The organism is Pseudomonas sp. KH_017 (genome assembly GCF_057840285.1).
Window position 1 is genome coordinate 3,741,999 of the sequence record NZ_CM174509.1, and the last position, 24,543, is coordinate 3,766,541.

Sequence of the window (24,543 nt, forward strand, 5' to 3'; positions counted from 1 at the left end):
TGGACTGACGGACATCATCTGATACGGGTTTGCAATCCACTATTAAGCCGGGCCGTGTTGGCCGGGCGACTGAAACCTGTTGGGAGTTTCACATGGCAAACGCCTCCAGCATCTACAGGAAGGCTCTTGAGGGTCACCAGGCACCGAAAAAGGTCTTGGTGAAAATCGATCGCGTCACCAAGAAGTTCGACGAAACCACCGCCGTGGACGATGTGTCCCTGGAAATCCATCAGGGTGAAATCTTCGCCCTGCTCGGTGGTTCCGGCTCCGGCAAATCGACCCTGCTGCGCATGCTCGCCGGTTTCGAGCGCCCGACCGAAGGCCGGATTCTGCTCGACGGTGTCGACATCACCGACATGCCGCCGTACGAACGACCGATCAACATGATGTTCCAGTCCTACGCGCTGTTCCCGCACATGACGGTGGCGCAGAACATCGCCTTCGGCCTCAAGCAGGACCGTTTGCCAGCGGCCGAAATCGAAGCCCGGGTGCAGGAGATGCTGCGTCTGGTGCACATGACCCAGTACGCCAGGCGCAAGCCGCACCAACTGTCCGGCGGCCAGCGTCAGCGCGTGGCCCTGGCCCGTTCCCTGGCCAAGCGTCCGAAGCTGCTGCTGCTCGACGAACCGATGGGCGCCCTGGACAAGAAGCTGCGCTCGCAAATGCAACTGGAGCTGGTGGAGATCATCGAGCGCGTCGGCGTGACCTGCGTGATGGTGACCCACGACCAGGAAGAGGCCATGACCATGGCCGAGCGCATCGCGATCATGCACCTGGGCTGGATCGCCCAGATTGGCAGCCCGGTGGACATTTATGAAGCACCGGTCAGCCGCATGGTCTGCGAATTCATCGGCAACGTGAACGCCTTCGACGGCACCGTGGTCGAGGACCTGGAAGGTCACGCGATCATCCACAGCCCGGATCTGGAGCAGAAGATCTACGTCGGTCACGGCGTCAGCACGTCGGTGCAGGACAAGTCGATCACCTACGCGATCCGCCCGGAAAAACTGCTGGTCAGCACCGTCAAGCCGGAGAACCGCTACAACTGGTCCAGCGGCAAGGTGCATGACATCGCCTACCTTGGCGGCCACTCGGTGTTCTACGTCGAGCTGCCTGGGGGCAAGATCGTCCAGTCGTTCATGGCCAACGCCGAACGCCGTGGAGCACGACCGACCTGGGACGATCAGGTCTACGTGTGGTGGGAAGACGACAGCGGCGTGGTACTGCGCGCATGAAAACCTTCAATCAGCAATTCCTGAGGTGGGTCCCCAGCGGGCGCAAGTTGGTCATCGGGATTCCGTTCATCTGGCTGTTCCTGTTCTTCATGCTGCCGTTCTTTCTGGTGATGAAGATCAGCTTCTCGGAAGCGGCCCTGGCCATTCCGCCCTACTCGGAGATCTACACCTTCGCCGAGCAGAAATTCCAGCTGTTGCTCAACATCGGCAACTACACCCTGCTGGGCCAGGATGAGCTGTACCTGTCCGCCTACCTGGGTTCGTTGAAGGTGGCGTTTTTCAGCACCGTGATGTGCCTGGTGATCGGTTTCCCGATGGCCTACGCCATCACCAAGGCCAGCAAGGAAGCGCAGAACGTGCTGATGCTGCTGATCATGATGCCGACCTGGACCGCGATCCTGATCCGCGTTTACGCGTGGATGGGCATCCTCAGCAACAACGGCCTGCTCAATGGGTTCCTGATGTGGACCGGGCTGACGTCGCAGCCGATCGAGATCCTCAACACCAACATCGCCGTCTACATCGGCGTGGTGTATGCGTATCTGCCGTTCATGGTGCTGCCGCTGTACGCCAACCTGGTCAAGCATGACCAGAGCCTGCTGGAAGCCGCATCGGACCTGGGTTCGAGCACCTTCAACAGCTTCTGGAAAATCACCGTGCCGCTGGCCAAGAACGGCATCATCGCCGGCTGCATGCTGGTGTTCATTCCGGTGGTCGGTGAGTTCGTGATTCCGGAACTGCTGGGCGGCCCGGAAACCCTGATGATCGGCCGTGTGTTGTGGCAAGAGTTCTTCAACAACCGCGACTGGCCGGTGGCGTCCGCCCTGGCGGTGGTGATGCTGTTGATCCTGATTGTGCCGATTCTGCTGTTCAACCGCAGCCAGGCCAAAGAGATGGAGGCACGGGGATGAAACGCTTCGGATTTTCAAAGTTCATGCTGATTTTCGGCCTGTCGTTTATCTACCTGCCGATGCTGATCCTGGTGATCTACTCGTTCAACGCCTCCAAGCTGGTGACGGTGTGGGGCGGCTGGTCGATCAAGTGGTACGCCGGTTTGCTCGACAACAGCCAGTTGATGGGTTCGGTGCTGCGCTCGCTGGAAATCGCCTGCTACACCGCCATCGCAGCAGTCGCACTAGGCACGTTAGCCGCGTTCGTCCTGACCCGCGTTACGCGCTTCAAGGGCCGCACGCTGTTCGGTGGCCTGGTCACCGCGCCGCTGGTGATGCCTGAAGTGATCACCGGTCTGTCGCTGTTGCTGCTGTTCGTGGCCATGGCGCAGTTGATCGGCTGGCCGATGGAGCGTGGCATCGTCACCATCTGGATCGCCCACACCACGTTTTGTGCCGCCTACGTGGCGGTGGTAGTGTCCGCCCGCCTTCGTGAACTGGACCTGTCCATCGAAGAAGCGGCCATGGACCTGGGTGCGAAGCCGTTCAAGGTGTTTTTCCTGATCACCATTCCGATGATCGCGCCGTCATTGGCAGCGGGCGGCATGATGTCGTTCGCCCTGTCGCTGGATGACCTGGTGTTGGCGAGTTTCGTCTCCGGCCCGGGTTCCACGACCCTGCCGATGGAAGTGTTCTCGGCGGTGCGCCTGGGCGTGAAGCCCGAGATCAACGCCGTGGCCAGCCTGATCCTGTTGGCCGTGTCCATCGTGACCTTCATGGTCTGGTACTTCAGCCGCCGCGCTGAAGCCAGCCGTAAGCGCGCGATCCAGGAAGCCATGGACCAGACCGCCAGCGAATCCTGGCAGCAACCTGAAAAGCAAATGGCAGGAGCGACGGCTTAGTGCCGCCCCCTGTAGGAGCGAGCTTGCTCCGGGCGGCGATCCGACGATGGACGTAAACGATGACGTGGGCTGTCTGAATTAACGCGGCGTCCTTGTGTTTTTCGCGAGCAAGCTCGCTCCTACAAAGGAGCGCTCTCGCCACAAATGTTTGCTATGTGTTTTTGAATAAAAAAGAAATGGAGTTGTACCGATGAAAATGTTTGGCAGGACTCTGCTGACACTGTCCTTATTGGGCGCAATCGCCACTGGCGCCCAGGCCAATGACAAGGTTCTGCGCGTCTATAACTGGTCGGATTACATTGGCCCGGATACCGTCAAGAAGTTCGAGGACGAGACCGGCATCCAGGTGACCTACGATGTCTTCGACAGCAACGAAACCCTTGAGGCGCGCCTGCTGGCAGGCAAATCCGGCTACGACATCGTCGTGCCGTCCAACAGCTTCCTGGCCAAGCAGATCAAGGCCGGCGTCTATCAGGAACTGGACAAGTCGAAGCTGTCGAACTGGAAAAACCTCAACCCGGTGCTGCTGAAAAACGCCTCCGCCAGTGATCCCGATAACGCCCACGCCATCCCGTACATGTGGGGCTCGATCGGCATCGGCTTCAACCCGCAGAAGGTCAAGGAAGTGCTCGGCGCCAACGCCCCGACCAACTCCTGGGACCTGCTGTTCAAACCGGAAAACGCCGAGAAGCTCAAAGCTTGCGGCATCAGTTTCCTCGATTCGCCGACTGAAATGATCCCGACCGCCCTGCACTACCTGGGCTACCCGGTGAACGATCAGGACAAACAGCACATCGCCCAAGCCCAGGCGCTGTTCATGAAGATTCGCCCGAACGTGGCGTACTTCCATTCCTCGAAATACATCTCGGACCTGGCCAACGGCAACATCTGCGTGGCCGTCGGTTACTCCGGTGACGTGCTGCAGGCCAAGGCCCGCGCCCAGGAAGCCGGGGACAAGGTGAAGATCGACTACAGCATCCCGAAAGAAGGCGCCGCCAGTTTCTACGACATGCTCGCCATGCCGCGTGATGCCGCCAACGTCGAGAACGCGTACCTGTTCATGAACTTCCTGATGCGCCCCGACGTGATTGCCGACATCACCAACAACATCGGCTACAGCAACGCGAACGCTGCGGCCACGCCACTGGTCGATGAAGCGATCCGCAACGATCCGGGCTCCTACCCGCCGGAAGCGGTGATGGCCACGCTCTATGCCGTGCCGGACCAGCCGATTGCCGTCCAGCGGGTCATGACCCGTGGCTGGACCAAGGTGAAGTTGGGCCAATAATCCAGAACCCCACCTACCCAATGTGGGAGCGGGCTTGCTCGCGAAGAGGCCATCAGCTTCCACATCAATGCTGGCTGGCACACCGCTTTCGCGAGCAAGCCCGCTCCCACAGTTGATCGGTGGGGGTTCAACACTTTCCGTTCACGCAGCGCCTTACCACCGCTGCCTCTCCTGCAAGTAGAACGGCCTCACCTGGCTTCCTCGGTTCAGGTGAATTTTGGCGCCCTCGGGCGCCTTTTTTACTGGGGATCAATCAAAGGCCATTCGGCCAGCGCCCGATAGCGTCCCTTGTGGGATTCGAACAGGGTGAACCGATCAGCCCGCAAGAAGAATTCCGGCACCGTTGCAGACTCCGGCACCGGCGCCCGATAGTCCCGCGCCAGGGTCAGGTGCGGACGGTATTCCCTTGGGGCCTGCTCCAGGCCGAACGGCAACATCGCCTGTTCCAGGGCATACACCAGGCGCAGCAATGCCGGGGGTGCCTGCTGCGGCGCGAGCACCAGCGCCCCTGCCCGGCGCCACACATCCAGCCGGTCCAGCACCACCGTCAGGCGCTCGCCCGGTGTGCGGATCGACGCCGCAGCGGTGCAGATCTCGGCAATCTGCGCCACGCCCACCGCCCCCAGGAACTTCAGCGTCAGGTGAAAGTTTTCCGCCGGCACCGGCCGTCCGTTGCGCAGTTGCAGCGCACTGCGCCACTGCGCTATCTCCCGGCGCTGGGTCGGGGCGCAGTTCAGCGCAAAGAACAGACGCTTGAACGGCTCGCGGGATTCGTCGTTCATGCCGGGCACCTCCTGGGAAGACTGCTTGAGTGTACTCAACACCCGCTTGCCGACCAGCGTATTTGTGGCGCCGAGGGGCATGCAGGTTATAGTTTCAGCATCCCGAAAAACCGGAGGGGGCCATGCGACAGATCATCAGCAAGGAACCATGGTGGGCCAGACCGCCCGAGCCCGGCCAGGATGAGCTCAAGCTGGAATGGGGCTGGCTGGTGCATTACAGCGAAGGTGAACCGCGCTTCGAGTTCATCCGCGAGCGGCCGACGGACGACGAAATCCGCCAGCGCAAGAGTTGCAGGATCACCCCGACGCCGGAGTGATCCCGCGTGCGGCGTCAGACCTTGAGGAGTACTTCGAACCCGCCGTAGACCATGCGCTGGCCGTCGAAGGGCATCGGATTGACGTCCGGCTTCATGCGCGGGTCCTGCATCATCCTGTCCATCCCGGCATTGCGGGTGGCCTTGTCCGGCCAGACGATCCAGCCAAAGGCCACGGTTTCGCCTTCCTTGAGCTTCACCGACATTGGAAACGAGGTGACCTTGCCTTCCGGGACATCCTCGCCCCAGCATTCGACCACGCTCAAGGCACCGTTTTCCTTGAAGATCGAGGCGGCGATTTCGGCGTGCTTGATGTATTGCCCGCGGTTGGCGGAGGGTACGGCAGCGATAAAACCATCGACGTAAGACATGAGTATTTCTCCTTGGGTCATGGGGTGTTCTGCTGGGTAGTCGATTGCGCTGGCGTCCAATCGACAGTCCCGGCGCTCAAACCGACCGGCGGTGCAGTGCGCTCCGCCAAGCTGCCTTCGATCTGCCCCGCCATGTACAGCGTGCCGGCCATGACGCCGCTGGTCGGGTTCTGCACCAGTTTGAGCCAAGCCTTGTCGAAGGTATTACCCAGGCTGCTGCGGATCAGCGCCTCGCTGTCGGGCCGGTCATTGGCCTGAATCAGTGCGCGAATGCCCGCCACCCCGACCGTGATCAAGCCACCGGCGAGTCTCCCGGCTGCCGCGGCCACGGCGCTGGCGGCCCCGCGCGGGGCCATCTCGGCTTCCATCCGCCGGCTGGCGCGCCTGGCCACCGGCGCCATCGCGGTGTCGGTCGAGCCTACACCCCTGTCGCCGCCGGCCTTGTGGATTTTGTCGATCAGCGCGGCGAAGGCCGGCAAGGTGTTCAGCGATTCGGTGTGCACGATCTGGTACAACGAGGCGTCCCGCGCCGGCGGCGGCCCGAGGGCGATGGCCGGGATTTTCTGGATGCGCCCGTTGAGCTGGGCCATCGGCACGCCGTGGCGGGTGGAGATCTTCTGTAGATCTTCCTTGAGGATGTCGACGTAGAACGCCGCTGCCAGGCCGAGAATCGCATCGGGATCGATTTCCACCGCTACCGGGGCCAGGACCTTCTCCTGATAGGCTTCGAGCAGATATGCCGCCAGACGTTTTTCCGATGCGTCCTGCTCGCCCTTGGCGCTGAGGGTGTACCAGCTGACCTTCATCGACAGCCATTCCTGGGTCCAGTAACTGCTGAACCACGGAATGAAATTCTGTTCGGTCAATTCATAGACCCGTGTGCGCCAGTAATCCATGGCGCCGCGGGCGTAGATTCGGGTCTGCTCGGTGGCCGACTGCGACGCGGCGACAATCTCCCGGTCCACTTGTTGCCAGGTGCTCTCTGAAACGATGACCGGCGCCACTTCCACCGGCGCACGCGGCGGTGTGGCGCACCCTGCCAACACCACCAGTACGGCAATGATCAGCGAACGCAGGCTCAAGATCGCGACTTCCTGCAGTGTGCATCGGGCGGAATGCCCGACACTCGAAACCCATGATTCAAGTATAGGTGGCGGCGCCCTTGAGGCCGCCTTCGCGAGCAAGCCCGCTCCCACAGTGAATCGGTTTGTGGGAGCGAGCCTGCTCGCGATGGGGCCAGAGCAGACAACGCAAACTGCACCATCACTTGCGTCGATATTCACCATCGCCGCGATTGCCTTCCGCTTGAACGCCGTCAGCGTAGGATCGATCCCAAGCCAACACGAAACCCCGAATCGGAGGGGAACATCATGCTGATCCATCTGCTGACCTGCCTGGCCCTGACGGCGTTCACATTGAGTGTGTTTGCCTGGTACGTCCTGAGCGAGGAGCAAACATCATGATTCACACCGTCACCCTCGCCGTGGGTTTTCCGGTGTTCGGCAACAATTTCTACGCGCAGGAATTCGAGTCACGTAAAGAGTTGACTCTGATGTTCGACAAAAATTTCGAGGCGTTGCTGATCCCGGCAGCCGATCATCACTTCAGCAACGAAGTGGTCGGGCTCAATGATCAGTTCCGGTTTTTGAATGACGTGCTGGTAGAGCATTTGCTGGATGTCGAACTGGCAAAAGGCTCGGCCCGTTCGTTCGGATTCTGACACCGACCGCCGGTCGCCCGGGCACGGGCGGCAACCGCTCACAACGTTCGCTGGCTATTGCCAATCCCCTTGGCAATATCAATCCCCCAATCCATCGCCGCCTCCATGTCCAGCATGTGCGGCCGTGGGTCGTGGTTTTCATCGATGACGGTGCCGTCCGGCCGATAGATGCCGATGAACATGCCCAACGAACCGTCTTTCAATATCTCGGCTGTGACTTTGATGCTGCATCCGTTCGATAGCGTTTCCTTGTGCTCCATATGGCGCTCGGTCATGACTGCATTGCTCCCCTGACTGAATTAAAACCCTACTGGCCATGCTAGCTCAGCCCTCGCAAATGCGCCGATTGGCAGGACCGGAGGCCAGCCCTGACAGCGGCGCAATGCCACCTATACTGAAAGCCACCTCCCCCCAGGGGATCTGCACGTCCAACAATAAAATGCAGAGGTGGAACATGGTCTGGCAACAAGTCTACGATCCGTTCGGTAACCCGGTGCTTTCAACGCTCATGGCGGCTGTGCCGGTGGTGGTGATGCTGGCGTCCCTGGCGTTTTTCCATATCAAGGCGCACCTGGCGGCGTTGCTCGCCCTGGTCTCGGCCTTGCTGATCGCGATCTTCGCCTTCGGCATGCCAGCGGGCATGGCAGGTTCGGCGGCGCTGTTCGGTGCGGCCAACGGCCTGCTGCCGATTGGCTGGATCGTGTTGAACATCATCTTCCTGCACCGCCTGACTACCGAGAACGGCTCGTTCAAGGTGTTGCAAGACTCCCTGGCGCGCATCACCGATGACCGGCGCCTGCAATTGCTGCTGATCGCCTTCTGCTTCGGGGCGTTTTTCGAAGGCGCGGCCGGTTTCGGTACACCGGTGGCGGTGACCGGGGCGATCCTGATCGGGCTGGGGTTTTCGCCGCTCGCCGCTTCAGGGCTGGCGCTGATCGCCAACACCGCCCCCGTGGCGTTCGGCGCCCTCGGCACGCCGATCATCACCCTGGCCAAGGTCACCGGGCTGGATGAAATGGAACTGTCGATGATGGTCGGCCGGCAGTTGCCCTTCTTCTCGGTGCTGGTGCCGTTCTGGCTGATCTGGGCCTTTGCCGGCTGGCGCAAGATGGTGGAAATCTGGCCGGCGATCCTGGTGGCCGGGGTCAGCTTTGCCGTGCCGCAGTTCCTGGTATCCAACTATCACGGGCCGATGCTGGTGGATGTGATCGCCGCGCTGATTTCCATGGCCTGCCTGACCGGTTTCCTCAAGGTGTGGAAACCGGCCACCGTACACACTTCCGCCGCCCTGTCCGGCCGCGACGACAACTCGAAGATCGACGCCGAGCACGACGAAAAGCCTGTACCCACTGCAACCTTTGCCAATGAGGCAAAACCGGCAGTGATGCGGGCGTGGATGCCGTGGCTCATCCTCACGGTCTTCGTGTTCATCTGGGGCACCCAGGGCTTCAAGAACACCTTCGACACCCGCCCTGCCATCGACCCGCAAACCAGTGCCGCCAAGCTCGATCCGCAGGGCAAACCGATGCGCGAGGCGAACCCGCTGTTTGCGCCAGTCGTGACCTTCACCACCCTGCATTTGCAGGTCGAGAAAGTCCCGCCCGTGGTGGCCGCACCGAAGACCGAAGAAGCGGTGTACAAGTTCACCTGGTTCACCGCCACTGGCAGCGGCATTCTGCTGGCGGCGATTGTCGGCGGCTTGCTGATGGGGTATTCGATCCCGCAACTGATTCACCAGTACCTGCACACGTTGTGGGTGGTGCGTTATTCGCTGATCACCATTGCGGCGATGCTCGCGCTGGGCTTCCTCACGCGCTACTCGGGCCTGGACGCGACCATGGGCCTGGCCTTCGCCGCGACGGGCATTTTCTACCCGATGTTCGGCACCCTGCTCGGCTGGCTCGGCGTGGCGCTGACCGGCTCGGACACGGCGTCCAACGTGCTGTTCGGCGGCTTGCAACGGGTGACGTCCGAGCAGTTGGGCATCAGCCCGGTGTTGATGGCCGCCGCCAACAGCTCCGGCGGGGTCATGGGCAAGATGGTCGACGCCCAGTCGATCGTGGTCGCCTCCACCGCCACCCGCTGGTACGGCCATGAAGGGGAAATCCTGCGCTACGTGTTCTTCCACTCGATAGTGCTGGCGATCCTGGTCGGTGGCCTGGTGACGCTGCAGGCCTACGTCGCGCCGTTCAGCCATATGGTGGTGGGCGGGCATTAAATCGACCCCTTGTGGGAGCGGGCTTGCTCGCGAAGGCGGTGTGTCAGGCGACAGTTGTGTTGAATGTGTCGCCGCCTTCGCGAGCAAGCCCGCTCCCACATGGTCCGTCGTGCAGACAAACATCCCAATGGACAGTCGGCTGTATCAGGCCAATGATGAAGGTCAGTGGCCTCCAGCGGGAGTCATGAACCGATGAACATTCTCTACGATGAACGCGTTGACGGCGCCTTGCCGGACGTCGACAAACAGGCGCTGTTGCAGGCCCTGCAAACCCGCTTGCCGAATCTGGAAGTCCTGCATCATCGGGAGGAACTCAAGCCCTACGAATGCGACGGATTGTCGGCCTATCGCACCACGCCGATGCTGGTGGTGCTGCCCCGATACATCGACGAAGTCCAGGGGGTGCTGCGGGTCTGCCATGAACTGCACGTCCCCGTCGTGGCCCGTGGCGCCGGCACCGGGTTGTCCGGCGGTGCGCTGCCCCTGGAGAAAGGCGTGCTGCTGGTGATGGCGCGCTTCAACAACATCCTGCACATCGACCCTGCCGCCCGTACTGCGCGGGTTCAGCCCGGTGTACGCAATCTGGCGATCTCCCAGGCGGCGGCACCCTTCGGCCTGTATTACGCGCCGGACCCATCCTCGCAAATCGCCTGCTCCATCGGCGGCAACGTCGCGGAAAATGCCGGGGGCGTGCACTGCCTGAAGTACGGCCTGACCGTGCACAACGTGCTCAAGGTCGACATCCTCACCGTCGATGGCGAGCACCTCAGCCTGGGCTCCAACGCCCTTGACGCCCCCGGTTTCGACTTATTGGCGCTGTTCACCGGGTCCGAAGGCCTGCTCGGGGTGATCACCGAGGTCACGGTCAAGCTGCTGCCCAAGCCGCAGACCGCCAAAGTGCTGCTGGCGGCGTTCGATTCCGTGGAAAAAGCCGGGCGCGCCGTCGGCGACATCATTGCCGCCGGCATCATCCCCGGCGGCCTGGAAATGATGGACAACCTGGCGATCCGCGCCGCCGAGGACTTCATCCACGCCGGTTATCCGGTGGATGCCCAGGCCATTCTGCTGTGCGAGCTCGACGGCGTTGAAGCCGATGTCTCAGATGACTGCGAGCGGGTGCGCCAGGTGCTGCAACAGGCCGGCGCCATCGAGTTACGCCAGGCCAGGGACGAAGCCGAGCGCGTGCGTTTCTGGGCCGGGCGCAAGAATGCGTTCCCGGCGGTGGGCCGCCTGTCGCCGGACTACTACTGCATGGACGGCACCATTCCCCGCCGCGAACTGCCCGGCGTGCTGAAGGCCATCGCCGAGCTCTCGAACGAATACGGCCTGCGGGTGGCCAACGTGTTCCATGCCGGCGACGGCAACATGCATCCGCTGATCCTGTTCGATGCCAATCAACCCGGTGAACTTGACCGAGCCGAAGCCCTGGGCGGCAGGATCCTGGAGTTGTGCGTGAAAGTCGGCGGCAGCATCACCGGTGAACACGGCGTGGGCCGCGAGAAGATCAATCAGATGTGCGCGCAGTTCAACAGCGATGAGTTGACCCTGTTCCATGCCGTCAAGGCCGCCTTCGACCCCGGTGGCCTGCTAAACCCCGGCAAGAACATTCCGACCCTGCACCGCTGCGCCGAATTCGGTGCCATGCACATACATGGCGGTCAATTGCCCTTCCCTGAGCTGGAGCGTTTCTGATGCGCAGCCCTGAAGATTTCGATGACAGCCAGTCACTGCTGGAACAGGTCAATCAGGCGCTGGAAAACGCCACGCCGTTGCGCATCCAGGGTTCCAACAGCAAAGCTTTTCTAGGCCGTACCACGGCCGGGGAAATTCTCGATACCCGCTCGCACCGGGGCATCGTCAGTTACGACCCGACTGAACTTGTAATCACCGCCCGTTGCGGCACGCCGTTGTCGCAGCTGGCGCAGGTGCTGGATGCCGCGCAACAGATGCTGCCCTGCGAACCACCCTCCTTCGGCGACGGCGCCACCGTCGGCGGCATGATCGCCTGCGGGTTGTCCGGGCCACGGCGCCCGTGGGTCGGTTCGGTGCGGGACTTCATACTTGGCACGCGGGTGATCACAGGGCACGGCAAACTGTTGCGCTTCGGTGGCGAGGTGATGAAAAACGTCGCCGGCTACGACCTGTCGCGCCTGATGGCCGGCAGTTACGGCAGCCTCGGGCTGATCGCCGAAGTTTCCCTCAAAGTGCTGCCAAAACCCCGGCAAGCCTTAAGCATCAGCCTGGAAATGGACGCCGAACGGGCCTTGTTGCGCCTGGCGGAATGGGGCCAGCAGCCGTTGCCGATCAGCGCGGCCTGTCACGACGGTTCACGCCTGCACCTGCGGCTGGAGGGCGGTGAGGGATCGGTGGCGGCGGCCCATGAGCGCCTCGGGGGCGAGCGGCTGGAGGCTTGCTGGTGGGACGATCTCAACGAACAGCGCTTGAGTTTCTTCGATCAAGACCAACCGCTTTGGCGCCTGTCACTGCCACACAACACACCGCTCCTGGCGCTGCCGGGGCGCCAGTTGATCGACTGGGGGGGCGCCCAGCGCTGGCTGAAATCCGATGCCGATGCAGCGTACATCCGCCAGGTCGTCGACGAGGTCGGCGGCCATGTCACTTGCTTCAGCCACGGCCTGACCGACAGCCCGTTCCATCCGCTGCCCCCGGCCTTGATGCGTTATCACCGCAACCTGAAACAACAACTCGATCCACGGGGCATCTTCAACCCCGGACGCCTGTACGCGGAGCTTTGAACCATGCAGACGACCTTGAGTGAAAGCGCCAGTCAACTGCCCCGCGCCGCAGAAGCCGAAAGCATCCTGCGCACCTGCGTGCACTGCGGCTTCTGCAATGCCACGTGCCCGACCTATCAATTGCTCGGCGATGAACTGGACGGACCGCGGGGCCGCATCTACCTGATCAAGCAAGTGCTGGAAGGCAACGACGTCACGCAAAAGACCCAACAGCACCTGGATCGCTGCCTGTCGTGCCGCAACTGCGAAACCACCTGCCCGTCGGGCGTCGATTACCACAACCTGCTGGACATCGGGCGGGCGGTGGTCGATGCGGCGGTGCCGCGCCCGCTCGGTCAGCGCCTGTTGCGTGAGGGGTTGCGGCAGACCTTGCCCCATCCAGAGCTGTTCAAGAGCCTGGTCAATAGCGGTCAGGTGTTCCGCGCGCTGCTGCCCGGCACCCTGCAAAGCAAATTGCCGCGCAATGTCTACCCAGCCAAGCCGCGACCCACGACCCTGCGTGAGCGTCAGGTGCTGATGCTCGAAGGTTGCGTGCAGCCCAGCCTGTCGCCCAACACCAATGCCGCGGCGGCGCGGGTGCTGGACCGGTTGGGGATCAGCGTCATCGCGAGCCGCGAAGCCGGTTGCTGCGGCGCCGTGGACTACCACCTGGACGCCCAGGCCGCCGGTCTCGATCGCGCCCGGCGCAACATCGACGCGTGGTGGCCGGGCATCGAAAAAGGTGCCGAAGCGATTGTGCAGACGGCCAGCGGTTGCGGCGCCTTCATCAAGGATTACGGCCATCTGCTCGCCAGTGACCCGGCCTATGCCGACAAGGCGAAAAAGGTCAGTGCGCTGGCCCGGGACCTGGTGGAGGTGTTGCGCGACGAGCCGCTGGAAAAGCTCGGCATCCACGCCTCGCAACGCCTGGCCTTCCATTGCCCCTGCACCTTGCAGCACGGGCAGAAACTCGGCGGTGCCGTGGAAGCGCTGCTGACCGGACTCGGTTTCAACCTGACCTCCGTTCCCGACGGACACCTGTGCTGCGGTTCGGCGGGCACCTATTCGCTGACCCAGCCCGAACTGTCGCGGCAACTGCGCGACAACAAGCTCAACGCCCTGGAAAGCGGCCATCCCGAGGTCATTGTCACGGCCAACATCGGCTGCCAGTCGCACCTCGACGGCGCGGGGCGAACTCCGGTGCGGCACTGGATCGAACTGGTCGAAGCCGCCCTGCCTTAACCGAACCCTGGAGATGCCCATGAACAGCAAAGCCGTTCTGAGTCTGAACGAAATCGGCCAGATCCTCGCCGCCGCCCACGCCGAGGCACAGGCCAATCAATGGGCCGTGACCATCGTGATCGTCGATGACGGCGGCCACCCGCTGGCCCTGGAACGCCTCGACGGCTGTGCGCCCGCCAGCGCCTATATCGCCACCGAAAAGGCACGCACCTCCGCCCTCGGGCGGCGCGAATCGAAAAGCTATGAAGACATGGTCAACGCCGGGCGCTACGCTTTCCTTTCAGCCCCCTTGCTGACTTCGCTTGAGGGTGGTGTACCGATTGTCTTCGATGGCCAGGTGATTGGTGCCATCGGCGTGTCGGGCGTCAAGCCCGAACAGGATGCGCAAGTGGCCAAGGCCGGGGCGCAGAGCCTGAAATGAACAGAATGCATACCAAACATCCACCATAGATCCCTGTGGGAGCGAGCTTGCTCGCGATGGCGGCAGACCAATCGACATCTATTTTGAATGACACTCCGCCTTCGCGAGCAAGCCCGCTCCCACAGGGTCCGTGTTCAACCTTCTATGAGGAGTTGCAGCAATGACCCGTCTAACTGCCAAAGACTTCGCCCCTGAACTGCTGGAGCTGTACGACTACTACGCCCACGGCAAGATCAACCGCCGAGAGTTTCTCGACCGCGCGGCGTTGTTTACCTTCGGCGGTTTGACCGCTGGAGCCCTGCTCGCCGCGCTAAGCCCCAACTATGCGCTGGCCGAGCAGGTCGAGTTCACCGATCCGGACATCATTGCCGAATACATCACCTACCCCTCGCCCAAGGGCCACGGCCAGGTTCGCGGTTATCTGGTGCGTCCGGCCAAGGCCACCGGCAAGGTGCCGGCGGTGGTGGTCGTGCACGAAAATCGTGGGCTCAACCCGTACATCGAAGACGTGGCCCGGCGTCTGGCCAAGGCCGGTTTCATCGCCCTGGCCCCGGATGGCCTGAGTTCGGTCGGCGGTTATCCCGGCAATGACGACAAGGGCCGCGAGCTTCAGGCCAAGGTCGACCCGGAAAAGCTCATGAACGACTTTTTCGCCGCCGTAGAGTGGATGATGAAACACCCTGCCGCCACTGGAAAAGTCGGCATCACCGGGTTCTGCTACGGCGGTGGCGTGACCAACGCCGCCGCCGTGGCCTATCCGGAACTGGGGGCCGCCGTGTCGTTCTATGGCCGTCAGCCAACGGCCGAGGAAGTGCCCCGGATCAAGGCACCGGTGATGCTGCACTTCGGCGAACTGGACACGCGGATCAACGAAGGCTGGCCGGCGTATGAGAAAGCGTTGAAGGCCGGGGGCAAGACCTATGAGGCCTATATCTACCCTGGCTGTAATCATGGTTTTCACAATGATTCGACGCCGCGTTATGACGAGGCGGCGGCCAAGCTGGCGTGGGAACGGACGTTGGAGTGGTTTCGCAAGTATCTGGTTTGACCAGAGGTTGAGGGCAGCAGGACTGGCCTCTTCGCGAGCAAGCCCGCTCCCACATTGGTTCTCTGTCGTACACAGATTTTGTGTTCACTGGAGATCCCCCTGTGGGAGCGGGCTTGCTCGCGAAGGCGATCTTAAGGCCGCAGCAGTTATTTCGGCTGAGCCACCGTCCGCAGATACGGCTTCAGGGTCGTGAAGCCATCCGGGTATTTCTTCTTCGCGTCTTCGTCAGACACCGACGTCGGGATGATCACGTCTTCACCCGGCTGCCAGTTAACCGGCGTGGCAACGGTGTGCTTGGCATTGAGTTGCAGGGAATCGAGCAGGCGCAGCACTTCATCGAAATTGCGCCCGGCGCTCATCGGGTAGATCAGCATGGCCTTGACCTTCTTGTCCGGGCCGACGATGAACACCGAACGCACCGTGGCGTTGTCCACTGCCGTGCGTGCGCCGCCGCTGGCATTGGGGTGGATCATGTCGTAGAGCTTGGCCACCACCAGGTTTTCGTCGCCGATCAGCGGATAGTTGACCGCCGTGCCCTGGGTCTCGGCGATGTCGCCGACCCAGCGGTTATGGTCGCTGACCGGGTCGACGCTGAGGCCGATGACCTTGGTGTTGCGCTTGTCGAATTCCGGCTTGAGTTTGGCCAGGTAACCCAGTTCGGTGGTGCACACCGGGGTGAAATCCTTGGGATGGGAAAACAGGATGGCCCAGCCATCGCCGATCCATTGGTGAAAGTTGAGGGTGCCTTCGGTGGTGTCGGCGGTGAAATCCGGTGCTTCGTCGCCAATGCGGATAGCCATGTTCGATCTCCTTGCAGTGATGGACAGGGACGCCGTCAGGGCAACGAATGCGCTTCAAACGGCATGGACGCGAGACAGTATAGGAGAGGTTCGACGACTCGCCGCAACGCTTGGAACAAGTCGCTAGCCCACCAGCGCAATCAGTTGCTGACGCTGGGCATCGGTCAGCATCGGGCCGAAACCGGCCCGGGCATTTTCCGCCATGTAGCGCGGGTTGCCGGTGCCGGGAATCACGCAGGTCACCGCCGAATGCGACAGCAGGAACTTCAGCGCCAGTTGCGGCCAGCTCTTGACCCCGACTTGCGCCGCCCAGCCTGGCAGCGGTTTATCTTTCAGTTTGGCCAGCAAGCCGCCACCGCCAAACGGCCGGTTGCAGATCACCGCCACGCCTCGCTCGCGACACAACGGCAGCAGGCGTTTCTCTGCGCCGCGATCATCCATGGCGTAGTTGATCTGCAAGAAATCCAGCGGCTCGGCCTTGAGTACCGCTTCCACTTCTTCATAGGCCGACGCCGTGTAATGGGTGATGCCAATGTAGCGGATGCGCCCGGCTTCCTTCCAGTGACGCAGGGTCGGCAGGTGCGTCTGCCAGTCCAGCAGGTTGTGGATCTGCATCAGGTCGATCCGGTCGGTCTGCAACAGGGCGAAGGATTGTTCCATCTGCGCGATGCCTTCTTCGCGGCCCCGGGTCCACACCTTGGTGGCCAGGAAGGCCGGCGAGCGCGGCTCATGGATCGACAGCAGTTCGCCGATGACCTGTTCGGCGCGACCGTACATCGGCGAGCTGTCGATCAGCTTGCCACCCTTGTCGAACAAGGCATCCAGCACCGCGGGCAAGTCTTTGTAAGCCGGTTGCGAAGGCTCGACATCGAATCCGCGGTAAGTGCCCAACCCTACGATCGGCAAGGACTCGTTGCTGGAAGGAATGGCACGGGTCTGCATGGTCTTGCCTCCTGTTCCCGTCGACGGCGCGGGTTGTGCACCCACCGGACCGAACGTGAAGACCGCCGAAGCACCGGCAGCCAGCGTGAGTACTTTTCTACGGGTGTAACCCTCAGGATGGCTCATAAAACGTTTCTCACCAGTCGCCGGGGTCCGGGCTGTTGCGCCGACAACCCGGATACCCCGCGCCAAGGGGCGATTGACTACACTCAAGAAGCCTTGCGCTAGCCACTTGCAAACCCCGAGCCGTCAATGCCGCCCACTAACGTTAGCCGAATGTCGCGTACCCTGGTGTTACTCGTCGTCGTCATCGCTGCGTCGTACCTGGCGTTGTGCGTGGCGCTGTTCGTGTTCCAGCGGGCGCTGATTTATTACCCGCAACCGCGCGCCATCGGTACCGTCGGGACGCTGCTCACCCTGCCGGTCGCCGACGCGCAGGTGCTGGTGTCCATCCGACCGCACGAAGGTCCCAACGCACTGATTTATTTTGGCGGCAATGCCGAAGACGTCTCGCGCAACCTGCCCGAGTTCTCCCAAGCGTTCCCGGACTACGCGCTGTACCTGCTGCATTACCGTGGTTATGGCGGCAGTTCCGGCTCGCCTTCCGAAGAGGCCATTGCCCGCGATGCCATCACCTTGTTCGACCAGGTGTATGCCAGCCATCCGCATGTGGCGCTGGTCGGCCGCAGCCTGGGTTCCGGGGTGGCCGTGCGCCTGGCCAGCGAGCGCCCGGCCGCACGACTTGTGCTGATCACGCCCTATAACAGCCTCGAAGGGCTCGCCGCCCGTCAGTTCCGCTGGTTTCCGGTGCGCTGGTTGTTGAAGGACAAATACCCGTCCTGGCAGTACGCCGCCCGCATCACGGTGCCGACACTGTTGATCGCGGCCGAGCATGACGAGGTGATTCCGCGCCCGAGCACCGAACGTTTGTACACACACTTCGCCAAAGGCGTGGCGTCACTGCGGGTAATACCGGGGACGGGGCATAACTCGATCGGCGAAAGCCCTGAATACCTCAAGGCGTTGGAGGGTGGGTTGTAGCAAGCAAAGTAGAACGTGGCGACCATTGGTCCGAGATTATGTCTCCTTCCAATAAAAACATATTTTTATGCCTATATTGATATTGTCGAACGTTCCCACTCTCAGAGGGTGCCGTCATGAATATCAAAACCCTGGCTTTGCTCCTGCTGGCTTTGTGTGCGCAACCGGCCTGGAGCCAGACGCCTGCCGCCTCACCCGCCGCTGCCGACAGCCCCGCGTTGACCACGCGCCTGGCCGAGCGTGACCTTTGGGTCGAACACATTTTCTGGATCAGAAACTACGCGCTGGCCAATCAATCCGCCGACAAAAAGCAAGCCAAAGTCGCGGCGGACCAGGTGGTCGACAACGCCACCAAAATCGCCAACAGCATCGCCCCGCTCTACGGCCAACCGGCGGCGGATCAACTGCTCAAGCTGCTTGCCGGTCACTGGGGCGCGGTGAAACACTACAGTGATGCCACTGTGGCCAAGGACGCCAAGGGCAAACAGGCCGCCGTCACCGAGTTGACCAGCAATGCCAAGGCGATTGCGGCTTTCCTGGCCACCGCCAATCCCAATCTGCCTGAAGCCACACTGGTCAACATGTTGTCAGCCCATGGCGGTCACCACGTCGCCCAGATCGATGAGTTTGCCGCGCACGATTACGCCGGCGAAGCCCGCACCTGGGCGATGATGCGCACGCACATCCAGGCCCTTGCCGACGCGCTGACCGGCGCGCTGGTCAAGCAATTCCCGGACAAGTTCTGATATCGCGCGAGGGCACACCATGCTGGAAGGACTGGGCCGAACACAGCAGGACCTGCTCAATGCGCTGCTGCACCATGGGGGCGGCATGAGCATTGACGAGTTGGCTGAGCACTTGGCCGTCACGCGCACGGCGATCCGTCAACACCTGGCGGCGCTGGAGCGTGACGGTCTGGTGCTGCGCGGCGACACCCGTCCGACGGGTCGTCGTCCGGAGCAGTTGTATCGGCTCACCGACCACGCGCGGGAGCAGTTCCCTCGCCACTATCAGCTACTGGCCAGCGTATTGATTGATGAAGTGGCTGGCATCATCGGTCCTGAAGCCATGGCCTCGCTGATGCGCAGCATGGGTCGCAAGCTGGCTTCAGACCTGGAACAACAGGTCGTGGATGAAGCCCGGATCGTGCGGCACATGAACCAGACAGGCTACGAAGCCGAGGTGTTTTTTCGCTCAGGCGGTACCCCGGAAATCGTCGCGCATAACTGCGTGTTCCATCGCCTGGCCGCCGAGCACCCGGTGGTCTGCGAACTGGACCTGGCCTTGATCGGCGCGTTGGGCGGCGGCGAAGTCGAGCACAGTGAGTGCATGGTGCGCGGCGGGCATGTCTGTCGCTTCAGGCTGCGACCGAGTGAAACCCCGGACGTCGCGACTGACGCTGCTCCAGCCGATACCGATCAGCCAGCCTAGCGCTTGCGTGACAGCCTTTGCTGCCAGTTTCCGGCGTTGTCCCGCTGGCAGGCTTCTTCAGAGTCGAACAACACATGGGCCGCCACCGGGCCGAGCTGAACCTGCGCCTCACCCAGGGCCATGGCGGTGAATTCGACCATGCGTTCGCCCTGCCCCTTGGCCAGCGCCTGCTCCCTGTTGGCCTGAGTATCAAAGACCCAAACCACCTTTAGGCTGGCCGGAAACCGGGCGTAGTCGGCGACATGGGTCAACCACTGAAACCCGACGATTTCCGCTTTGGCCGTCTCGCACGCCTCGGTCAGGGTGGCGACCAGACGCCGTTCGATATGCGCCTGATCGCGTTTGCTCAAACCCATGGATTGATCCTTGTCTGGGGCGAAAAAGTCCCATCATACAGACCCGATGCCCCCCCTCCTTCGTCGGGCTCATGGCTACGCCCGCAAATAGACGGTTGTCCGCCGTGAACCTTGTTTCAAGGCACCAGTCATAGCCCAGCGCTTTTCCCCACTTTCTTCGTTGTCATCTCATCAGAGTTGTCCGTCCATGCGCCAAACTGTCGTTGCCTTGCGCTTTTCTTCACTGTGCCTGTTTTCCCTGCTCCCGGTTTTTGCCAGCCCCGCCCACGCCGATGGGCAACGGCAACTGGTAGACGCCATCAACGACTATCGCGCCCATCCACAACGCTGCGACCGGCGGCCGACACAACGCTTATCCCCCCTGACGCTCAAGTCGAACCTGGCCCTGCCCGTTGGCTATGGCGGTGGATTGCGGGACCGGTTAAAGGCTTCCGGCTATCAAGCAACCATGGTGCGGTCGATCCGCGTGGTGGGTGCACGGGACGCCGAAGAAGCCTTCGATATGTTCCAGGACGAGCACTGCGCCGCGCTGCTCGACAACCAATACGCCGACATCGGCGTCAGCCGCGCCGGAAGTGAGTGGCAAGTGGTGCTGGCACGGCCGGTGCTCGACGGGAAAACCGGCGATCCGCGCAGCGCCGCACAGGCGTTGCTGGCGCAGGTCAACGCAGCCCGGGCCAAGCCGCGCATGTGTGGTCGCCAGCGTTTTGCCGCCGCGCGGCCGCTGTCCTGGAGTGCAGCCTTGGGCTCCGCAGCACAAAGCCATAGCAAGGATATGGCCTACGGCAACTATTTTGCCCACCAGGACCCCGACGGTGACATGCCCTCCGACCGCGCCAGGGCCGCCGGCTACCGTGGCCGGCAAATCGGTGAAAACATCGCCGCCGGGCAAGGTTCACCCAGCAAGGCCATGGCCGGTTGGCTCGCCAGCCCCGGGCACTGCGCCAACCTGATGAACCCGATGTTCACCCAGGTCGGTGCCGCTTACGCCGCCAACGCGCGCAGCGACAACGGTGTCTACTGGACGATGCTGTTTGGCGCGCCTTGAGCCGCTGACCAGGCTCACCTTGCGGGCATTAAAAAGCCCGCACTGGGCGGGCTTCGTGGGTGAATGTAATAAGTAGGTGGCCGGCGCTGGTCTCCGGCTTACAAGGTTTATCAGGCCTCCCACAAAAGAGCCGTGAAACTGTAATGGAACTCTTCTGCTTCACACGGCATAAGGGCTGGATCCCAGCGCGGGGATCTTTCTAACCGTGTACCCTTCGGAACGCGCCCCACGTCTCCTTGCTATCCTTTTGCGCATCAGTCTGCGTCTTCACCTACAAGATTGAGGATAGCAAAACAGGCACGATTGCCAACCGGGCTTTTAGACCGATTTCGACCAGCAGAAAACATGGCTGGACGGAAAAATACTATCGATCCAGGGATGACTTTACATGGATGAGTTTCACCGAGGCAGTTGCCTCTGCGGCGCCGTCAAATATCGCTTGTCGACCGAGCTGAAAGCCGTCACCCATTGCCATTGCAGCCAATGCCGAAAGGGCCATGGGGCTGCGTTTGCAACCTATGCCAGCGCGCCCGCCTTGGCGCTAGCCATCATGACCGGCGCAGATTCACTGCAAGCGTATGAATCGTCCAGGGGTGTCACGCGGCAGTTCTGTTCTCACTGCGGATCTTCACTGTTCTGGACTGACTCGACAGGACAGTTTTCCGAGTGGGTTTCGATTACCCTCGGAACGCTGGATACGCCACTACGAACACGCAAACAAAAACATGTTTGTGTCGGCTCGAAAGCGGATTGGTACGACATCAACGATCATCATCCACAAACGGACTCAGTGGTGTGAGCTTGCTCCCACAGTGATTTCGGTTGCTCGCAGATTTTGCGTACACCCACTAACCCTGTGGGAGCGGGCTTGCTCGCGAAAGCGTCCTTACAGCCTGCATCGGCGTGACTGACCCACCGCTATCGCGAGCAAGCTCGCTCCCACACAGGTTGTACCTGGTGACCTGGCTGGAGAGCCTCACGAAGGCCTACGCACCACCCTCACCTTGCCGCTATCGCCGCCACCGCAGAACAACCGCTCGCCACCATCGGACTCAAGCCCCGACACGCCCACGCCTTCGGGCATTTTCAGGCTCTGCAGCACTTCGCCCGATTGCGGATCGATCCGGCGCAGCTCGCTTTCATCGCCTTCCCACGTACCGTGCCACAGCGCACCGTCCACCCAGGTCACGCCGGTGACGAAACGGTTGGATTCGATGGTGCGCAGGATCTTGCCGGTTTCGGGGTCGATCTGGTGGATCTTGCGTTCGCGGTACTGGCCCACCCACAACGTCCCTTCGGCCCAGGTCAGCCCCGAATCGGTGCCTGCGCCGGGGGCAGGAATGGTCGAGAGGATACGACCGGTGCGGGGGTCGATCTTGTGGATGCGGTCTTCGGCGATCTGGAACAGGTGCTCCCCGTCAAACGCGGTGCCGGCATGGGCAGCGACATCGATCGAACTCAGCACCTTGCCGCTTTCCGGGTCCAGGGCGTTGATTTTGCTGTTGCTGGCGAACCAGACTTTTTCGCCGTCCCAAGTGACGCCGCACACGTGGTCGACATCGGCAAACGGGCCATATTCACGAATGATTTCAGCATTTGCGTGTTTCATCTGGCATTCCTCGATGGGGGTTGGTGGCGTTCATCCTAGCCACCGGGCAGCGGTGCCGGGAGTAACAAGGTCGTCGCGAATCCCGGCACCGGTGGCGTCATCCAGCGCCGTGCGCGGCCACGGCCAAACCACTGCACCTTGCCCTGCTCCGCCAGTGTATCGAGCGCCCGTTGCACCGTGCGCTGGCTGGTACCCAGCGCCAGTGCCAGGGCGGAACTCGACCACGACTCGCCATCGGCGAGGCAGGCCAACACCGCGGCAAATTTTTCCTCAACAGGTTGCGCCAGCGCCACCACCTCCGTACACACCGACGATTGCAGGGCATAACCGCGGGCTGTCGCGATGACGTCGGCCAACGGCTTGAGTGCTTTACGCAGCCTGCCGATTTCCACACGAAGCCGGGCGCGATGGGACTCATCCGAGAGCTTCAGACGGAATGCCCGGGCGATCAGCACTTCCCGCGTAACGTCGGCGGGCCATGCCTCGGCCAAAGCACGGGCGAGCACGAACAGGATCGGCCGCGTCGCCAGCGGCACCGACATGCCACAGCCGTGCACAACGTACCGGCAGGCATCCACCACCAGTGACGTTGAACAGAACAACGCTTCAACATCATCGAGCAACAGTGGCCGTACTTCACCCTGGGCAATCAGGCGTGCGGCGGGGGCATCCAGCAGATACGCAGCGTGTTGGACCTCAGCCATCAGCGCAGCAATCCCGGTTTGACCGGCAGCCTGCCCGGCCCTGTTCAACGCCTCCCGCGCTGCATGCGATTGCAGGCGTCGAATAGCGATCCCTGCCAGCACCAGTTCATGGGTTGCCCGCAAGGCTGGCGGCAATGGGTCGGGGTCGAGTTCGGCCAATAACTGCTGCGCCTCGTCGAGCTGACCGATCAGCAGCAAACGGCGGATTTGCAGATAACGCGCATGGGCGGCATTGACCCGGTCACCGTGGTGTTCAAGGGTGACCCGCGCCGTTTCGAGCGCCTTGACTGGCCAGCCGAGCTCCCGCGAAGCCAGGGCGACTTCCGCCTCGGCCACCACACAGCGCGCCCGGGCCAGCACTTCCCTGGGCGCAAAGGCCCGTTGCGCACGCTTGATCAGCGACCTGGCCCGCACCAGTTCGCCCAGTTGCGCCATGGCGATACCGCGCAGGGCCAGCGCCGGCGCATCGTCGCGCAAGGCCACGCGGTCCAGTGCGCCCAGCGGATTGCCCGCCGCCAGCGCCTGTGCAGCGGCCGTGATCATCGAGTCCATGGAAATCCCGCCACGCTTGTCACTCCCATCATTTGACACCCGGGTTTAGTCTAAATCACGACCTTTCACCAGGAGCGCAGAACGATGAACACCCACAAAACCGCGTCCAGGGACCAATGGCTGGCGGCACGCCTGCAACTGCTCGAAGCGGAAAAGGCACTGACCCGTCGCAGCGATGAAGTGGCCAGGCAACGCCAGGCCTTGCCATGGGTTCGCCTCGACAAGACGTACCGCTTCGATACCGACAACGGCAGCGCCACCCTGGCCGAACTCTTTCAAGGGCGCTCGCAACTGCTGGTCTACCACTTCATGTTCGGCCCCGACTATACCGCCGGCTGCCCGTCCTGCTCCGCCATCGCCGATGGCTTCGACCCCGTCGTCGTCCACCTGGCGAACCACGACGTGACCCTGATGGCCATATCCCGCGCGCCGTTGGCGAAACTACAGGCCTACAAGCGCCGAATGGGCTGGACCTTCCCCTGGGCCTCGGCCGCCGACAGCGACTTCACTGCCGACTTCAACGTCTACTTCACCGAAGCCCAGCAGCGTGAAGGGCTGGTCGAATACAACTACCAGCGCGGCGGCCATGCCATGGACGCCAGTGAAATACCGGAACCGGTGAAACAGTTCGCCGCGACCTGTGGCACCGATGCGCCCACCTATACCCGCGACAGGCCGGGGCTGAGTACGTTTGTATTGGAAGACGGCGAGATCTATCACACCTATTCCACCTACGCACGTGGCCTGGACGGATTGTGGGGCATGTACCAATGGCTCGACCGCGCGCCCAAGGGCCGCAATGAAACGGGGCCCTGGTGGCGCCGGCATGATGAGTACCAGTGAGCGCGGAGGCGGTGTGGCCAGGTTCCGGATCGCGGGTAAGCCACGCCAACG

At 62.2% G+C, this 24,543-nt stretch carries 27 protein-coding genes; 18 read left to right on the top strand and 9 right to left on the bottom strand.

The genetic code is table 11. The features are described from left to right. Positions 1–92: 92 nt before the first annotated feature. The 4 genes from potA (at position 93) to AC3IT6_RS17015 (ending at position 4,315) form a co-directional block, all read left to right on the top strand. A complete protein-coding gene (potA, locus tag AC3IT6_RS17000) occupies positions 93–1,235 on the top strand; it encodes a polyamine ABC transporter ATP-binding protein (RefSeq protein ID WP_489351334.1) in 1,143 nt (380 codons plus the stop codon). After that, a complete protein-coding gene (locus AC3IT6_RS17005) occupies positions 1,232–2,146 on the top strand; it encodes an ABC transporter permease subunit (RefSeq protein WP_489351336.1) in 915 nt (304 codons plus the stop codon). Before potA ends, AC3IT6_RS17005 begins: the two co-directional genes overlap by 4 nt. Continuing rightward, a complete protein-coding gene (locus tag AC3IT6_RS17010; protein ID WP_489351338.1) occupies positions 2,143–3,027 on the top strand; it encodes an ABC transporter permease subunit in 885 nt (294 codons plus the stop codon). The genes AC3IT6_RS17005 and AC3IT6_RS17010 overlap by 4 nt, the downstream gene beginning before the upstream one ends. A 190-nt stretch (positions 3,028–3,217) precedes the next feature. Beyond that, positions 3,218–4,315: a polyamine ABC transporter substrate-binding protein gene (locus tag AC3IT6_RS17015; protein WP_489351340.1), complete on the top strand. Its 1,098-nt coding sequence runs from the start codon at positions 3,218–3,220 to the stop codon at positions 4,313–4,315. A gap of 239 nt (positions 4,316–4,554) precedes the next feature. On the opposite strand, the gene thpR is transcribed toward AC3IT6_RS17015, so the two are convergent. Next, positions 4,555–5,097, bottom strand: a complete 543-nt coding sequence (gene thpR / locus AC3IT6_RS17020) for an RNA 2',3'-cyclic phosphodiesterase (RefSeq protein WP_489351342.1) — start codon at positions 5,095–5,097, stop codon at positions 4,555–4,557. 122 nt (positions 5,098–5,219) lie between these two features. Between thpR and AC3IT6_RS17025 the strand changes: the two genes are divergently transcribed. Next, positions 5,220–5,414 carry a hypothetical protein gene (locus AC3IT6_RS17025; protein ID WP_056727280.1) on the top strand — a complete coding sequence of 65 codons (195 nt, stop codon included), beginning with the start codon at positions 5,220–5,222 and terminating at the stop codon, positions 5,412–5,414. A gap of 14 nt (positions 5,415–5,428) precedes the next feature. On the opposite strand, the gene AC3IT6_RS17030 is transcribed toward AC3IT6_RS17025, so the two are convergent. Both AC3IT6_RS17030 and AC3IT6_RS17035 read right to left on the bottom strand, forming a co-directional pair. Then, on the bottom strand, positions 5,429–5,782 hold the full coding sequence (locus AC3IT6_RS17030) for a DUF1428 domain-containing protein (protein ID WP_489351344.1): 354 nt from the start codon (positions 5,780–5,782) through the stop codon (positions 5,429–5,431). Positions 5,783–5,799: 17 nt separating this feature from the next. Next, a complete protein-coding gene (locus AC3IT6_RS17035; RefSeq protein WP_489351346.1) occupies positions 5,800–6,864 on the bottom strand; it encodes a hypothetical protein in 1,065 nt (354 codons plus the stop codon). Positions 6,865–7,241: 377 nt separating this feature from the next. On the opposite strand from AC3IT6_RS17035, the gene AC3IT6_RS17040 reads away from it, so the two are divergent. Further along, positions 7,242–7,502, top strand: a complete 261-nt coding sequence (locus tag AC3IT6_RS17040; RefSeq protein WP_223448659.1) for a hypothetical protein — start codon at positions 7,242–7,244, stop codon at positions 7,500–7,502. A 38-nt stretch (positions 7,503–7,540) separates the two neighbouring features. Here AC3IT6_RS17040 and AC3IT6_RS17045 read toward each other — a convergent pair whose 3' ends face one another. Further along, the gene (locus AC3IT6_RS17045) at positions 7,541–7,777 is read right to left on the bottom strand and encodes a hypothetical protein (RefSeq protein ID WP_489351349.1); all 237 of its coding nucleotides are present in this window, start codon (positions 7,775–7,777) and stop codon (positions 7,541–7,543) included. Between the two features lie 179 nt (positions 7,778–7,956). Here AC3IT6_RS17045 and AC3IT6_RS17050 point away from each other — a divergent pair, with 179 nt between their 5' ends. From AC3IT6_RS17050 to yghX, 6 genes are all read left to right on the top strand, one after another. Further along, positions 7,957–9,720: an L-lactate permease gene (locus AC3IT6_RS17050; protein ID WP_489351351.1), complete on the top strand. Its 1,764-nt coding sequence runs from the start codon at positions 7,957–7,959 to the stop codon at positions 9,718–9,720. 192 nt (positions 9,721–9,912) lie between these two features. Beyond that, on the top strand, positions 9,913–11,412 hold the full coding sequence (gene glcD, locus AC3IT6_RS17055) for a glycolate oxidase subunit GlcD (RefSeq protein WP_489351353.1): 1,500 nt from the start codon (positions 9,913–9,915) through the stop codon (positions 11,410–11,412). Next, positions 11,412–12,476 (top strand): glycolate oxidase subunit GlcE, encoded by a 1,065-nt coding sequence (gene glcE, locus AC3IT6_RS17060; RefSeq protein WP_489351355.1) that lies wholly within the window; start codon positions 11,412–11,414, stop codon positions 12,474–12,476. Before glcD ends, glcE begins: the two co-directional genes overlap by 1 nt. A gap of 3 nt (positions 12,477–12,479) precedes the next feature. Further along, positions 12,480–13,697 (top strand): glycolate oxidase subunit GlcF, encoded by a 1,218-nt coding sequence (glcF, locus tag AC3IT6_RS17065; RefSeq protein WP_489351357.1) that lies wholly within the window; start codon positions 12,480–12,482, stop codon positions 13,695–13,697. 19 nt (positions 13,698–13,716) lie between these two features. Continuing rightward, a complete protein-coding gene (locus tag AC3IT6_RS17070; RefSeq protein ID WP_489351359.1) occupies positions 13,717–14,118 on the top strand; it encodes a heme-binding protein in 402 nt (133 codons plus the stop codon). A 160-nt stretch (positions 14,119–14,278) separates the two neighbouring features. Further along, a complete protein-coding gene (yghX, locus tag AC3IT6_RS17075) occupies positions 14,279–15,166 on the top strand; it encodes a YghX family hydrolase (RefSeq protein WP_489351361.1) in 888 nt (295 codons plus the stop codon). A 146-nt stretch (positions 15,167–15,312) separates the two neighbouring features. Here the strand turns inward: yghX and AC3IT6_RS17080 are convergent, their stop codons facing one another. Together AC3IT6_RS17080 and AC3IT6_RS17085 are read right to left on the bottom strand one after the other, a co-directional pair. Next, positions 15,313–15,966 (bottom strand): peroxiredoxin, encoded by a 654-nt coding sequence (locus AC3IT6_RS17080; RefSeq protein ID WP_150759193.1) that lies wholly within the window; start codon positions 15,964–15,966, stop codon positions 15,313–15,315. Positions 15,967–16,089: 123 nt separating this feature from the next. Next, positions 16,090–17,034, bottom strand: a complete 945-nt coding sequence (locus AC3IT6_RS17085) for an aldo/keto reductase (protein ID WP_489351364.1) — start codon at positions 17,032–17,034, stop codon at positions 16,090–16,092. Between the two features lie 126 nt (positions 17,035–17,160). Between AC3IT6_RS17085 and AC3IT6_RS17090 the strand changes: the two genes are divergently transcribed. The 3 genes from AC3IT6_RS17090 (at position 17,161) to AC3IT6_RS17100 (ending at position 19,380) form a co-directional block, all read left to right on the top strand. Further along, positions 17,161–17,949: an alpha/beta hydrolase gene (locus tag AC3IT6_RS17090; RefSeq protein WP_489351366.1), complete on the top strand. Its 789-nt coding sequence runs from the start codon at positions 17,161–17,163 to the stop codon at positions 17,947–17,949. Positions 17,950–18,065: 116 nt separating this feature from the next. Further along, positions 18,066–18,695 (top strand): hypothetical protein, encoded by a 630-nt coding sequence (locus tag AC3IT6_RS17095; RefSeq protein ID WP_489351369.1) that lies wholly within the window; start codon positions 18,066–18,068, stop codon positions 18,693–18,695. 19 nt (positions 18,696–18,714) lie between these two features. Continuing rightward, positions 18,715–19,380, top strand: a complete 666-nt coding sequence (locus AC3IT6_RS17100) for a helix-turn-helix transcriptional regulator (RefSeq protein WP_489351378.1) — start codon at positions 18,715–18,717, stop codon at positions 19,378–19,380. On the opposite strand, the gene AC3IT6_RS17105 is transcribed toward AC3IT6_RS17100, so the two are convergent. After that, positions 19,377–19,736: a hypothetical protein gene (locus tag AC3IT6_RS17105; protein ID WP_489351380.1), complete on the bottom strand. Its 360-nt coding sequence runs from the start codon at positions 19,734–19,736 to the stop codon at positions 19,377–19,379. The two genes, AC3IT6_RS17100 and AC3IT6_RS17105, sit on opposite strands and share 4 nt — an antisense overlap. A 187-nt stretch (positions 19,737–19,923) precedes the next feature. Between AC3IT6_RS17105 and AC3IT6_RS17110 the strand changes: the two genes are divergently transcribed. Next, positions 19,924–20,784 carry a CAP domain-containing protein gene (locus tag AC3IT6_RS17110; protein WP_489351382.1) on the top strand — a complete coding sequence of 287 codons (861 nt, stop codon included), beginning with the start codon at positions 19,924–19,926 and terminating at the stop codon, positions 20,782–20,784. Between the two features lie 388 nt (positions 20,785–21,172). Then, positions 21,173–21,583 carry a GFA family protein gene (locus tag AC3IT6_RS17115; protein WP_489351384.1) on the top strand — a complete coding sequence of 137 codons (411 nt, stop codon included), beginning with the start codon at positions 21,173–21,175 and terminating at the stop codon, positions 21,581–21,583. 177 nt (positions 21,584–21,760) lie between these two features. Here AC3IT6_RS17115 and AC3IT6_RS17120 read toward each other — a convergent pair whose 3' ends face one another. Continuing rightward, on the bottom strand, positions 21,761–22,393 hold the full coding sequence (locus AC3IT6_RS17120) for a Vgb family protein (protein ID WP_489351386.1): 633 nt from the start codon (positions 22,391–22,393) through the stop codon (positions 21,761–21,763). A gap of 35 nt (positions 22,394–22,428) precedes the next feature. Then, positions 22,429–23,649, bottom strand: coding sequence for a helix-turn-helix domain-containing protein (locus AC3IT6_RS17125; protein ID WP_489351388.1), 1,221 nt, complete (start codon positions 23,647–23,649; stop codon positions 22,429–22,431). Between the two features lie 84 nt (positions 23,650–23,733). Between AC3IT6_RS17125 and AC3IT6_RS17130 the strand changes: the two genes are divergently transcribed. Next, positions 23,734–24,492, top strand: coding sequence for a DUF899 domain-containing protein (locus AC3IT6_RS17130; RefSeq protein WP_489351390.1), 759 nt, complete (start codon positions 23,734–23,736; stop codon positions 24,490–24,492). Positions 24,493–24,543 lie beyond the last annotated feature (51 nt).